The sequence below is a fragment of the Salinarimonas ramus genome (assembly GCF_014645695.1).
Lineage (GTDB): Bacteria > Pseudomonadota > Alphaproteobacteria > Rhizobiales > Beijerinckiaceae > Salinarimonas > Salinarimonas ramus.
In genome coordinates this window covers 252620-266469 of sequence record NZ_BMMF01000002.1, presented here as the reverse complement: position 1 = coordinate 266469, position 13850 = coordinate 252620, and the positions used below count along the sequence as shown (strand labels likewise).

The window sequence follows — 13850 nt, the reverse complement described above, 5'->3', positions numbered from 1 at the left end:
GAGACGCCGGCCGCAACGCCGTTCTCGAAGGATCTGCCATGTCTCCCGTCACCTCCCGTGCGCGGTTCGCGCGCGCGCTTCTCGTCGTCCTCTTTCTGCCCGCTCTGCTCGCGGCCTGCGCGGGCATCAGCCCGTCGGGGCTCGTCGCGGCGGCGCGGCTCGATCCGCTCAACAGCGATCCCGGCGCCATCACGGTGGGCGTCGGCCTGCCGGAGACGATCCGGCTGCGCGACGGGGACGCGATCCTTCGCATCGCCTTCACCCGTGAGGGCGCCGACGAGGCGGTGGTCGACGAGGCGGTGCCGCTCGCCGTCGCGGAGGGCGCGAGCCGGGCCGACGCGCCGCGGGCGGAGCCGGGCGAGCGCATCTTCCTCGCCGGCGTCGCGGCGGACGACGCCGCGCGCTTTCGCGCCGCGCAGGCGCGTATCCGCGCCCTGCGGGCTCAGGGCGTGCGGGGATCGGGGAGCCTCACGGTCACCGTGCGCGCCGGCTGCCGCACCGGCGAAGTCCCGGATACGCTTCCCACCCGCACCTTCCTGCGCACGAGCCCCGATGCCGGCTTCGCCACGCTCACCCGCAGCCCCGACCTCTTCGCGCTCCTCGGCGAGGAGGCGGCGCGCGGCCTGCGCGAGCGGCTCGTTCCCTGCTGATCCGGAGCATCGCCCCTTTCGAGAGGCGGCGCGTGCCTCTATCATCGCTCTGTCACGAAGGGGTCGTCTAAGTGCGGGTTCCCGAGGGCGACGGAGGGGAGGGGTCTTTGCGCGCCAACATCACCCGCGAGGAAGCACAGGCGATCGCCGAGGTGGAGAACCCGCCGGCGGTGCAGAAGGGCGAGGCGCCCGAGGGCGCCGACCTGCGCGGCACGCCGCATCGCTTCGTCAATCGCGAGCTCTCCTGGCTGCAGTTCAATCGGCGCGTGCTGGAAGAGGCGCAGAACCCGAATCATCCGTTGCTCGAGCGGCTGCGCTTCCTCTCGATCTCGGCGAACAACCTCGACGAGTTCTTCATGGTCCGCGTCGCCGGCCTCAAGGGGCAGGTGCGCTCCGGCGTGACGGCCGTGAGCCAGGACGGGCTCACCCCCTCCGAGCAGCTCTCGCGGATCGCGCAGGGCGTCTCCAGCCTCGCCAGCGACCAGCAGGCGCGCTGGCGGGCGCTCGTGCCGGAGCTGCTCGAGGAGGGCATCGCCATCGTCGGCGAGGCGGACCTCGACAAGGCGGAGCGGGACTGGCTGGAGGACCACTTCCTCCACCACGTCTTCCCCATCCTGACGCCGCTCGCGATCGACCCCGCGCATCCCTTCCCCTTCATCCCCAATCTCGGCATGTCCATCGCGCTGAAGCTGCGGCGCCAGAGCGACGGCCGGCTCCTCAACGCGCTGATCCGCCTGCCTCTCAAGATCGACCGCTTCATCAAGCTCCCGGACGGCGGCTCGGCGCAACGCTTCGTGGCGCTGGAGCAGGTGATCGAGATGCACGCCTCGCGGCTCTTCCCGGGCTACGAGCGGATCGGGCAGGGGAGCTTCCGCGTCATCCGCGACAGCGATCTCGAGATCGAGGAGGAGGCGGAGGACCTGGTGCGCGTGTTCGAGACGGCGCTGAAGCAGCGCCGGCGCGGCAGCGTGATCCGGCTCGAGATCGAGGCGTCCACCGCCGACGACCTCGCGCAGTTCGTCGCCGACGAGCTCGACGTCGCCCCCGACGAGGTCTTCCAGGTCGAGGGCATGCTCGCGCTCAACGACCTCTCGCAGATCGTCGGGCTCGAGCGGCCGGACCTCAAGTTCAAGCCCTACACGCCGCGCTTTCCCGAGCGCATCCGCGAGAAGGGCGGGGACGCCTTCGCGGCGATCCGCGAGAAGGACATCGTCGTCCACCACCCCTACGAGAGCTTCGATGCCGTCGTCGGCTTCCTGGAGCAGGCGGCGCGGGACCCCAACGTCGTGGCGGTGAAGCAGACGCTCTACCGGACGTCCAACCAATCTCCCATCGTCGCCGCGCTCGCCGAGGCGGCGGAGGCGGGCAAATCCGTGACCGCGCTCGTCGAGCTGAAGGCGCGCTTCGACGAGGAGGCGAACATCCGCTGGGCGCGCGACCTCGAGCGCGCCTCCGCCCAAGTCGTGTTCGGCTTCATCGAGCTGAAGACGCACGCCAAATTGTCGATGGTGGTGCGCCGCGAGGGCGGCAACCTCGTCACCTATTGCCACGTGGGCACGGGCAATTACCACCCGATCACGGCGCGCATCTACACCGATCTCTCGTTCTTCACCGCCGACCCGGTGATCGCCCGCGACGTCTCGCGCATCTTCAACTACATCACCGGCTATGCCGAGCCCGCGGAGCTCGAGCGCATGGCGGTCTCGCCGGTGACGGCGAAGAAGCGCCTCCTCCAGCACATCGAGGAGGAGATCGCCCACGCCAAGGCCGGGCGGCCGGCGGCGATCTGGCTGAAGTGCAACGCGCTCGTGGACGCCCAGATCATCGACGCGCTCTACGAGGCCTCCGCCGCCGGCGTGCAGGTGGATTGCGTGGTGCGCGGGATCTGCTGCCTGCGCCCGGGCATCCCCGGCCTGTCCGAGAACATCCGGGTGAAGTCCATCGTCGGGCGCTTCCTGGAGCACTCGCGCATCTACGCGTTCGGCAACGGCCACGGCTTGCCCCACCAGAAGGCGCACGTCTACATCTCGTCGGCGGACCTCATGCAGCGCAATCTCGACCGGCGGGTGGAGGCGCTCCTGCCGATCCTCAACACGACGGTCCACCAGCAGGTGCTCGACCAGATCATGCTTGCGAATCTGCTCGACAACCAGCAGAGCTGGCGCGTCCTGCCCGACGGGACGAGCGAACGCATCGTTCCGGAGGCGGACGAGGAACCTTTCAACGCGCACAAGTTCTTCATGACGAACCCGAGCCTGTCCGGTCGCGGCAAGTCGTTGAAGACGTCGAGCCCGCGGGAGCTCTCGCGGCGACGGCGGGCACGGAGCTGAGCGCGGCGGGCGAACCGCCCGCGCAACGGAAACGGGCGGCAGGAGAGGCGGACCCCTTGGAAACTCCCACCGACAAGCTCCTCTCGCGCGGCGGGGAAGCCCCGGGCCGGCTGAAGGTCGGGCGGCCCATCGCCATCATCGACATCGGCTCGAACTCGGTGCGCCTCGTCGTTTACGAGGGCCTCACCCGCGCGCCGATGCCGATCTACAACGAGAAGGTCCTGTGCGGGCTCGGCCGGCACGTGGTCTCAACGGGCCGGCTCGACGAGGAGGCGGTGAACCGTGCGCTCAAGGCGCTCGCCCGTTTCAAGGTGCTCTGCCAGACGATTCGCGTCGGCGAGATCCTCGTCCTCGCCACCGCCGCCGCGCGCGACGCGCAGAACGGGCCGGACTTCCTCGGACGGGCCGAGGAGATCGTCGGGCGCCGCGTGGAGCTGCTCTCGGGCGCGCGCGAGGCGGAGCTCTCCTCGCTCGGCGTGATCTCCGGCTTCCACGAGGCGGACGGCGTCGTCGGCGATCTCGGCGGCGGCTCGCTCGAGCTCGTGGACGTGGCGGGCCTCGTCGCGGGGCAGGGCGTCACGCTCCCCCTGGGCGGCCTGACGCTGCAGGACCTTTCGGACGACAGTCCCAAGAAGGCGCGCCGCCTCGTGCGCGAGGCGCTGCCGCGCGCGCCGCAGCTCGCGCGGCTCAAGGGCCGCACCTTCTACGCCGTGGGCGGAACGTGGCGAAACCTCGCGCGCCTGCACATGGCCGAGCGCGGCTATCCGCTGCGCGTCATGCACGATTACCGCATCGACCCCGCCGACGGCCTCGCCTTCCTCGAGATGGTGGAGCGCACGCCCGCGACGGCGTTGAAGGAGATCGACGCCGTGTCGGACGCGCGGCGCCCGCTCCTCGCCTACGGCGCCATCGTGCTCGAGGAGATCATCAAGCTCGGCCGGCCAGCGAGCATCGCGGTCTCGGCGCTGGGCGTGCGCGAGGGCATCCTGTTCGAGCGGCTCGACGACGAGCTGAAGGGGCGCGACCCCTTGATCACGGCGGCGGCCGACTTCAACGTCCTGCGCGCGCGCTCGCCGGGTCACGGCGTCGAGCTCATTGCGTGGACGGACACGCTGTTCGAGACGCTCGATCTCGACGAGACGCCGCAGGAGCGGCGCCTGCGGCACGCCGCCTGCCTGCTGGCCGACATCGGCTGGCGGGCGCATCCGGATTATCGCGGCGAGCAGAGCCTCAACATCATCGCCAACGGCGCCTTCATCGGCATCGACCATCCCGGCCGCGCCTATCTCGCTCTGTCGAACTATTTCCGCCACGAGGGCCTGTCGCTGGAGAAGGCGAGCGGGCAGCTCAAGGGCCTCGCGACGCCGCGGCTGATCACGCTCGCGCGCATCCTCGGCGGCGCCTTCCGCGTCGCCTACCCGATTTCGGTGGCGATGGAGGGCGTTCTGCCGAAGACCGCGCTCATCGCCAAGGACACGGCCAAGGGCCCGCGCATCGTGCTCAACCTGCCCGACGACATGGCAGATCTCTCCGGCGAGCGCCTGATGGGCCGCCTGCGCCAGCTCGGCAAGGTGCTCGAGCGCGAGCCGCGGATACAAGTGGGGTGAGGGGAGCCGATCGGTTGATCAGGGCAGGAGAGCGGAGAGCCCTCCGACGATCCCGCCCACGATGATCGCAATGACGGCGACGCAGATCGCGGTCCAGTGCACGCGCCACTCCCAGAGGTCCGCCTTCGTGGGCAAGGTCTCCAGCTTGCGGAGCACGACCTCCATCTTCTCGTTGATCGAGTCGAGGCGTGCGTTGTTGGCGTCGAGGCGGCTGTTGTTCGCGTCGAGGCGCGCGTGGAGAATGCTGGATCCGGCGTCGATTCGAGCCGCGGCCGCATCGAACCTGGCATCGATCCTCGCTGCGAAGGCATCGAAGCGATCTCCCACCGCGTCGAAGCGCGCTGCGGTCTCCGAGAACTTCTCGTCCAGCCGGGTGTGGATCGCCGCCTGACCATCCGCCAGGCGGTCGAGATCACGGCGAATGTACTCGAAGTGTGACTCGAGCCGCGTGATGCGCTCGCTGTGCCCACCTTCCATGCCCACTGCTCCGCGCACTCTGACCTCCGGCGGCTCGGTTATACGAGCCCGTCGCGGGGCAACGCGAGCAGGCGCAGACGAGGTCCGCCTGAGGAACCCCGCCACACGCACCTAAGCAGCATCGGATCCCTATTGCAATAGCGGATGCGAACATCCATAAGTTGTCAGGCTCATGCCTCGGCCGTGCGCAGCCTCGCACCCGGAGCGGCCGCCAGATACCCCGCCACCGCCTCCAGCCCGAGAAGCGGGCGGCTGATGAAGTAGCCCTGGGCGATGTCGCAGCCGTGCAGGCGCAGGAAGTCGAGCTGGGCGCGGGTCTCGATGCCCTCGGCCACCACGTCCATGCCGAGCGAGTGAGCGAGATTGACGATGGTGCGCGCGATGGCCGCGTCCTCGGGGTCCGAGCCGATGTCGCGCACGAAGGACTGGTCGATCTTCAGCCGGTCGACGGGGAAGCGCTTGAGGTGGCTCAGCGAGGCGTAGCCGGTGCCGAAATCGTCGAGGGCGATGGTGACGCCGAGCGCGTGCAGGCCGGCCAGCGTCTCCGCCACCTTGTCGCTGCCGCGGTCGAGGAGGACGTTCTCCGTCACCTCGATCTCGAGGCGCGACGGCGGGAGGTCCCATCGGGCGAGCAGGCGCTCCACCTCGCCGACGAAGCTCTCGTCCTTGAGCTGCGCGGCCGCGACGTTGACGGCGACCTGGCCCGGCTCCAGCCCGCGGTCGAGGAGGACGCGTACGGTCTCCAGCGCCTTGCCGAGGACGCAACGCCCGAGCGGCTGGATCAGCCCGGTCTCCTCGGCCACCTGCACGAATTCCGCGGGCGAGACCATCTCGCCGTCGCGCCGCCAGCGCACCAGGGCTTCGAAGCCGGCATGCTGCCCGTCGCGGGTGCGCGATTGCGGCTGGAGGGCGATCTCGAGATCGCCATCGGCGATCGCAGTGCGCAGCGCGTGCGCGATCTCCTGGCGCCGCTCGAGCCGGTTGCGCAGTGCGGGATCGAAGAAGCACCAGGTGTCGCGCCCGCGCGCCTTGGCCTGGTAGAGCGCGATGTCGGCGTTCTTGAAGAGGTCGGCCGGCGTCTCGCCGTCCTGCGGGTAGAGGGTCACGCCGATCGAGGCGCTCGGCCGGAACTGACGCCCGGCTATGGTGATCTCCTGGCGAAGCCCGCGATGGATCGCGGCGATCACGCGGTGCGCGTCGTTCTCGTCCGTGAAGCCCGGCAGGACGAGGGCGAACTCGTCGCCGCCCAGCCGCGCGACGACGTCGCTCGCGCGCACCGCGCCGGAGAGCCGCCGCGCCACCTCGCGCAGGAGCGCGTCGCCGGCGTCGTGTCCGAGCGTGTCGTTGATGTCCTTGAAGTGATCGAGGTCGAGCAGCACCACCGCGCCCATCCCGTCGCAGCCGCGCCGGCTGTCGATGAGCTCGCGCAGGCGCTGGGTGACGACGGCGCGGTTGGCGAGGCCCGTGAGCGCGTCCTGCTCGGCGTGGCGCTTGATGACGGCCTCGGCCTCCTTGAGGCTCGTGATGTCCGTGCGCACGCCCACCGTGTAGCCGCTGTCGGAGCGGCGTTCGCTCACCTGCAGCCAGCGACCGTCCCCCAGCGCCTGGACGACGCGCTGGTCCGGCCGCTCGCGATGCAGGCGCAGGCGCTCGTCGACCCAGGCCGCACGCTGCTCTGGCGTCTCGCCGATGTCGCGCCATTGGCCGTGCTCGACGCCGTAGCGCAGGAGCTCCTCGAAGCGCGCACCGACACGGATCGCCGGCGCGGAGATGGCGTAGAAATGCTTGAAGGCCTGGTTGAACAGGACGAGCCGGTCGCTCTCGTCGAACGCGGCGACCGCGTCGGGGATCGAATCCAGGATGTCGCGCAGGAGCCCTTCCGCCTCGGCGCGCTTGATCATCTCCTCCAGCGCCGCCGCCTCCGCGCGCTTGCGCTCGGTGATGTCGTAGCGGATCGAGACGAAACTCTCGATGGCGCCGTCCGCGTCGCGCATGGGAACGATCGTCGTGTCCACCCAGAACAGCGAGCCGTCCTTCGCCCGGTTGCAGATCTCGCCGCGCCAAGAGCGGCCGTCCGAGATCGTGCGCCACATGCCGGCGAAGAACGCACGGTCGTGCGCGTCCGACTTGAGCACGCGGTCCGTCATGCCGACGAGCTCGTCGCGCTCGTAGCCGCTGATGCGGCAGAACAGGTCGTTGACGTACGTGATGCGGCCCTCGCGGTCGGTCACTGCCACGATCGAATGCTGGTCGAGCGCGGCCTTGTAGGCGCCGAGCTCGGCCAGCGCCCGCATCGTCTCCTCGTGCGCCTCGGTGATGCGCGCGTGGTGATCCCGCTCGGCGGTGACGTCGGCGAAGCTCGAGACGACCGTGCGACCCTCGTCGCCGAGCGGCTCGAGCACGCGTGCATTGACCTTGATCCAGCGCAGCGTCCCGTCGGGCCGGTGGACGCCGATCACCTGGTCGCGCACGCTCGTGTTCGTGGCGAGCGCGACCATCGAGGGATGCTCGTCGCCGGGCAGGTCGGAACCGTCCTCCCGGATGGCGCGCCAGCGCGGATCCCGCGAGGTGCGCCCCAGCATCTCGTCGCGCGAGAGGCCGAGCAGCGCCTCGGCCTCGGCGTTGCAATCGACGACATGGCCCTGCTCGTCCTGCATCACGATGGCGCAGGCCACGTTCTCGACGAGGCTCTCCAAACGCTTGCGGCTGGCGATCTCGTCGGTCACGTCGGTCTCGATGCCGACGAAGCCTTCGATCTCGCCGGTCTCGCCCCGCACGGGCTGCACGTCCGCGTCGACCCAGTATTGCCGCCCGGACTTGGTGCGGTTGAGGATCTGCATGCGCACGCCGCGACCGGCGTCGAGCGCGGCGTGCATGGCCTTCATCGCGCCGGGCGTGCCTTCCTCGGTCTTGAGGAGGTCGCCCGGACGGTGGCCGATCGCCTCCGCCAGCGTGTAGCCCGTCATCTCCTCGAAGGCGGGGTTCACCCAGTGGATGCGATGGTCCGAGCCGACGAGGATGACGGCGTTCTTGGTCAGCTCGGCGACGAGGGTGAGGCGGCGCAGGCGCTCGCGCACGATCTCGCGCTCGGTCACCTCGCGCGCCGTGCCGCGATAGCCGAGGAAGGTCCCGCCGGCATCGAAGACGGGATCGCCGTTCACCTCGGTGTAGCCGACGACCCCGTCCATGCGGGGGCGACGGTAGACGAGATGGCGAAAGGGCCGGTGCGCATCGAGGTCGGCCTTGTGCGCGCGCCAGAGGGGGTCGTCGAGGCTCGAATCCGCGATGTCCCAGCGCGTGCGGCCGAGGACGCGCGCCGACGCGAGACCGGCCTTGCCGCCTTCGTCACGCATCATGGTGAAGCGATGCTCGCCGTCGGTCTCCCAGACCCAGTCCGAGCTCGTGGCGAGGAAGTCGCGCAGCCGCTGCTCGGTGTCGAGGAGCGCCGTCTCCGCCTCGACGCGCTCCGTCTGGTCGAGCGAGATGCCCACGAGGCCGCGGGGCAGCCCGTCGACGATGATCGGCGCCATCGTGGTCTCGGTCGCGATGCGCCGGCCGTCCTCGCGCGCCTTCGTCATGGCGAAGGAGACCGTCTCGCCGCACAGCGTGCGCCGATGCCATTCCCGCCAGATCTCGGCCATCTCCGGATCGAGCCCGGTCTCGGCGGGCCGCTTGCCGACGAGGTCTCCGAAGGCCTCGCGGTCGAGGCGGTTCTGCAGCTCGTAGCGCCCCTCGGCGTCCATGGTCCAGAAGGGATGCGGCAGGCTGTCGAGGGCGGCGAGCGTACGCGCGCGCCAGCCCGCGTGCGCCGCCGCGGCGGCGGAGCGGGCGCGCGAGGCTTCGAGCGCGTCGGCGAGGGAGACGGCGATGTCGTCGAGCTGTGCGCGCGTCGCGTCGTCGAGCGGGCGCGGGGCGAAGACCTGCAGCGTCACGGCGTCGGCGCCGTTCCCCGCGATGACGTCGTATGCATCGTCGTGATCGATGTCGCCGTCCTGCGCGACGATCCGCCCGTCGGCATCGCGGACGAGCACCCCGGCCGCCCCGGTGACGGCCCTCGCGAGGCCGACGAGACGCGCGACGAGCCGCATCTCGGAGGGCAGCGCAGTCGCAGGGTTGTGCTCGGTCACGGATCGGCTCTCGTTCGGACCCCTCGGTCTGCCGATGCTGACGAGAACAAGTAAAGGAAGCGTTCTAAATACTAAAACGTGCATCAAGCCCGGAGGGCAGGATCGTCAACGCGTTGTTAAGCATTCGACAACGTCGGCGATCCTCCGCGACAGAATTGCGCATACCAGAATGGACGTTCTCAAATTGCATTCAGCACTTGTTGACGGAGCGTGCCGCACAGGTTGCTTATCCGACGACATACCTGTGAGCATACGAATGCAAGCCTCAACGCCTCGGAAGACGGTGACGTCCCGCCTCCGCCGTTTCACGGAGGATCGCAGCGGAGCCGTCGCCATCGCGCTCGGCCTCGTCCTCGTGCCCGTGATCGGCGTCGCGGGAGCGGCGGTCGACTACACGCGCCTGAGCGCCGACCGGGCCGAGCTGCAGCGCGCCGCGGATGCGGCCGCCATCGCCACGGCCCGTGCCGCCGCCTCGCCGGGCGCGGATCTCGAGACGCTCGCCGACGACATCGTCGCGGCGAACGTCATCGCCGATCCGAGCCTGCGCATCGACGACGTCGCCCATCGCGAGGAGAACGGGCTGCACATCGTCGAGATCGAGGCCACGCGCGCGAACGTGCTCTCGAAGGTCATGGGCTTCGGGGACCAGGCGCTCGGCGTCCACGCGGCGGCCACCATGGGCGGCGCCGGCGGCCCGACCGAGGTCTCCATCGTCTTCGACGTCACGCGCTCGATGACCTACGACAACAACTACGTGACCGCGATGCTCACCCTCGGCAACACGCTCGAGCGCATGCGTGGCGACGGCGAGAGCGACAGCCTCCGCGTCTCGCTCGTCCCGGCCTCTGATCGCGTCAACCTGAGGGGCGTCGTCTCGCTGCGCGGCGGAGAGCACGCCTGGCTCGCGGGCAGGGTGCCGAACGGGCGCTGGAACGGCTGCGTCGAGCCGCGTCCCGTGGAGATCGAGGGACGCGATCTCGCGGGCGTCGAGCGCACGTTCCCGGAAGCTCTGGACGACGCCCCGCCCACGGGCGACGGGCGCTTCCTGCCGTCCATCGAGGCGAACCTGTCCTCGCCCAATGTGGGCGAGCGCTATCGCAACGATCTCCCCGCCTGCTCGCGCCATCGCCTCGTCGGGCCCACGGAGAGCATCGACACGATCCGCGCGGAGATCGAGGATTACGGATATTTCGGCACCGGCCGCATCGACATCGGTCTCGCCTGGGCCTGGCGCCTGCTCTCGCCGCGCTGGCAGGGCCATTGGGGCGTGGCGAGCTACCCCGCCGCCTACGGTGCGAGCTCCAAGGTCGCCATCGTCGTGACCGACGGGCATACCGTCGCCTACGATTACGAGGTCCTGCCCGAGAGCGGCAAGGCCGAGACGGATTACGGCAACAACAACGGCACGCCCAACGGCTTTTCGCATCTCGCCGACCTGTGCGGGCGCATGAAGGCCACGGGCATCCGCATCGTCATGGTCCAGCTGGAAGGCAACGAGAATTTCAACAAGTACGCGCGGGCCTGCGCGTCGGGGCCGGAGGATTACTTCCTGATCTCGGAGACGACGAGCCTCTCCACCGCCTTCGCGGACATCGAGGCGGGCGAGGGCCCCGTGCGCCTGGTGCGCTGAGCCTCGTTCCGACGCAGCGTTACGACCCGAAGAAACCGCCCAGCCGCGCGAGCGTCCGCCGCTCGCGCGGTTCTTCATGTTGACAAGCACGGCCGGTCGAGGCGGAATACTGAGCCATACCGCAGGGTCGATGTAATTTCGCTCGCGCCTCTTAGCAGAAATTGGCGGACCGCAATGGACGTTCGCGCTCAGGATCTGCTCGATGCTTCCGAGGAGCCCGCCGCGCTCCTCGACGGCACCGGTGCGATCATCGCCGCGAACGCCGCCTGGACCTGCGCTCCCTGTCTCGCCGCCCCGGCGGCGGCGGCCATGCTGGCGCGCCTGCGCGCGGCGCTCGTCGGCGGCGAGGCGCGGGCGATCGACACCTATTCGGCGGGCGATGGGGAGGGGCGGCGCGACTTCCGGCTCGAGGCCTCGCGCATCGCGGGAGCGGAGGCGGTGCTCGTCCGGCGCATCGAGACCACCCGCGAGCGCCGCGCCACGGAACGCCGCGAGAGCCTGGCGGCGCGACTCTCCGCGCTCCTCGACGCCTGCGCCGACGCGACCCTCACCATCGACGCGAGCGGTACCGTACGCGAGGTGAACCGCGCCGTGACGACGCTCTTCGGCTACGAGGCGGAGGAGATCGTCGGGCGCAACGTCGCCCTGCTCATGCCCGTGCGCGAGGCGGCGGCGCACGATCGCTGGATCTCCGCCTTCCTGCGCACCGGCGAGGCGCACGTCATCGGGCGCGAGCGCATCGTCGAGGCGCGCCGGCGCGACGGCGTCCTCGTGCCGGTGCGCCTGACCGTGCGCGAGGCGCATGCCAACGGCGAGCGGCTCTTCGTCGGCCTCCTTCGCGACGTCAGCGAGGCGCGCCGCCAGCGCGAGGCGCTCGATCGCTCCATGCTCGGCTACGAGCTGGCGCTGGAGGCGGGCAATCTCGGCTCGTTCGACATCGACGTCGCGACCCGCGGCGTCAGCGCCGACCGGCGGGCGCGCGAGGCCTTCGGCCTCGATCCCGACCGGCCCCTGTGCTGCGCCGACGTCGCGACGCGGCTCGCGCGCGAGGACGTGCTGCGGCTCTCGGATGCGCTGAGCCACGCCGTGGCGGGCGGGCGGCTCGACGCCGAGACGCGCGTCGCGCTGCCGGACGGGAGCGAGCGCCACGTGGCGGTGCGCGGCCGGCTGATGCGCCGCGAAGGCGTCGATCACGTCGTGGGCGTCGTCGCGGACATCACCGAGCGGCGGCGCGCGGAGGCGGATCGCCTGCGCGAGGAGCGCGACCGCTACGTCATCGGCGAGATGCGCCACCGCATCAAGAACCTGTTCACCATGGTGGGAGCCATCCTCAACCTCTCCGCCCGCGGGCACGAGGGGGCTGCTGACTACAAGCGCGCCGTCGAGAGCCGCCTCTCCGCGCTGGAGGCGACGCAGACGCGTCTCGCGGAATCCGGCTGGAAGGCGTCCCGCCTCGCCGACATCGTGTCGCGCGAGCTCGAGCCCTTCCGCGAGCGGCGGGTCGCCAACGAGGTCGAGGGTTGCGAGATTCTCGTCGACGGGCACGCGGCGCAAGTGCTGGCCATGATCGCCCACGAGCTCGCCACCAACGCCGCGAAGCACGGCGCGCTCGGCACGCCGGAGGGCCACGTGCGCGTCACCTGCGCGCGCACGGCCGAGGGAAGAGGGGAGGGGGCGAAAAAGGGGATCGTGCTCGATTGGCACGAGCAGGGCGGGCCGGCGGTCTCGCCGCCGACCCATGCCGGCTTCGGCACCACGGTCACGGTACGCATGGCCGAGCGCTTCCTCGGCGCGCGGGTGGAGACCGCCTGGGAGCCCGACGGCTTCCGCTATCGCCTGGAGCTGCCCGCCGAGCGGGTGCTGGGCGAGGGGTGACCCGCGTATTGCGCATTTCTGAACGTGTTTTGCGATATCGCTCGCGCGCATGCGTGGAATGCGCTATCACCGTCGCCCGCCAGAACAGCCTCGGGGCACGCGCATGATCGGATCCGGTATCGTCGACGCCATCGGCAACACGCCTCTCATCCGCCTGAAGGGCCCCTCCGAGGCGACCGGCTGCGAGATCCTGGGCAAGGCCGAGTTCCTCAATCCCGGGCAATCCGTGAAGGACCGTGCGGCCCTCGCGATCATCCGCGACGCGGAGGCGCGCGGCGCGCTGCGCCCGGGCGGCGTCATCGTCGAGGGCACGGCCGGCAATACCGGCATCGGGCTCGCGCTCGTGGGGGCCGCGCTCGGCTATCGCACGGTCATCGTGATCCCCGAGACGCAGAGCCGCGAGAAGAAGGACATGCTGCGCCTGGCCGGCGCGGAGCTCGTGGAGGTGCCGGCGGTCCCCTACAGGAACCCGAACAATTACGTGAAGGTCTCCGGGCGCTTGGCCGAGCGGCTGGCGGCGGAGGAGCCGAACGGCGCGATCTGGGCGAACCAGTTCGACAACGTCGCCAATCGCGAGGGGCATTACCGCACCACCGGTCCCGAGATCTGGGAGCAGACCGGGGGCGAGATCGACGGCTTCATCTGCGCCGTGGGCACCGGCGGCACGCTCGCCGGGGTCGGCATGGCGCTCAAGGAGCGCGACCGCACGGTGACGATCGGCCTCGCGGACCCGATGGGGGCTGCGCTCTATTCCTACTATACGACGGGGCAGCTCGCCTCGTCGGGCTCCTCGATCACGGAGGGGATCGGGCAGGGGCGCATCACCGCGAACCTCGAAGGCGCGCCGGTCGACGTCGCGTTCCAGATCCCCGACGAGGAGGCGATCCCGATCGTCTTCGACCTCCTGGAGCACGAGGGGCTCGTCCTCGGCGGCTCGTCCGGCGTGAACGTCGCCGGGGCGATGCGCCTCGCACGTCACCTCGGGCCGGGGCACCGGATCGTGACGATCCTGTGCGACTACGGCACGCGCTACCAGTCGAAGCTGTTCGAGCCCGCCTTCCTGCGCGAGAAGGGCCTGCCCGTGCCCGCTTGGCTCGAACGCACGAGCCGGATCGACCCGGGCCTCGTTCCCGTGGAGTGAGGCGCCGCCGTGG

At 70.4% G+C, this 13850-nt stretch carries 8 protein-coding genes; 6 read left to right on the top strand and 2 right to left on the bottom strand.

Annotation, left to right across the window (positions count from 1 at the left end; all coding sequences use genetic code 11):
* Positions 1 to 38 precede the first annotated feature (38 nt).
* The 3 genes from IEX89_RS03580 to ppx all read left to right on the top strand — a co-directional run bounded on the left by IEX89_RS03580 (position 39) and on the right by ppx (position 4587).
* Complete coding sequence (locus IEX89_RS03580) at positions 39 to 650, top strand: hypothetical protein (protein ID WP_188909661.1); 612 nt, start codon at positions 39 to 41, stop codon at positions 648 to 650.
* 152 nt (positions 651 to 802) lie between these two features.
* Entirely contained in the window at positions 803 to 2980 is a 2178-nt protein-coding gene (locus tag IEX89_RS03575) for an RNA degradosome polyphosphate kinase (RefSeq protein ID WP_244645091.1), read from the top strand.
* 56 nt (positions 2981 to 3036) lie between these two features.
* Positions 3037 to 4587 (top strand): exopolyphosphatase, encoded by a 1551-nt coding sequence (gene ppx, locus IEX89_RS03570; RefSeq protein ID WP_188909657.1) that lies wholly within the window; start codon positions 3037 to 3039, stop codon positions 4585 to 4587.
* Between the two features lie 18 nt (positions 4588 to 4605).
* Here the strand turns inward: ppx and IEX89_RS03565 are convergent, their stop codons facing one another.
* Together IEX89_RS03565 and IEX89_RS03560 are read right to left on the bottom strand one after the other, a co-directional pair.
* The gene (locus IEX89_RS03565) at positions 4606 to 5064 is read right to left on the bottom strand and encodes a hypothetical protein (RefSeq protein ID WP_188909655.1); all 459 of its coding nucleotides are present in this window, start codon (positions 5062 to 5064) and stop codon (positions 4606 to 4608) included.
* A 170-nt stretch (positions 5065 to 5234) separates the two neighbouring features.
* Positions 5235 to 9191, bottom strand: coding sequence for a sensor domain-containing protein (locus IEX89_RS03560; RefSeq protein WP_188909653.1), 3957 nt, complete (start codon positions 9189 to 9191; stop codon positions 5235 to 5237).
* Positions 9192 to 9474: 283 nt separating this feature from the next.
* Here IEX89_RS03560 and IEX89_RS03555 point away from each other — a divergent pair, with 283 nt between their 5' ends.
* From IEX89_RS03555 to IEX89_RS03545, 3 genes are all read left to right on the top strand, one after another.
* The gene (locus tag IEX89_RS03555) at positions 9475 to 10821 is read left to right on the top strand and encodes a TadE/TadG family type IV pilus assembly protein (protein ID WP_188909651.1); all 1347 of its coding nucleotides are present in this window, start codon (positions 9475 to 9477) and stop codon (positions 10819 to 10821) included.
* Positions 10822 to 10995: 174 nt separating this feature from the next.
* Positions 10996 to 12696: a PAS domain S-box protein gene (locus IEX89_RS03550; RefSeq protein WP_188909649.1), complete on the top strand. Its 1701-nt coding sequence runs from the start codon at positions 10996 to 10998 to the stop codon at positions 12694 to 12696.
* A 103-nt stretch (positions 12697 to 12799) separates the two neighbouring features.
* Positions 12800 to 13837, top strand: a complete 1038-nt coding sequence (locus IEX89_RS03545; RefSeq protein WP_188909647.1) for a cysteine synthase A — start codon at positions 12800 to 12802, stop codon at positions 13835 to 13837.
* Positions 13838 to 13850 lie beyond the last annotated feature (13 nt).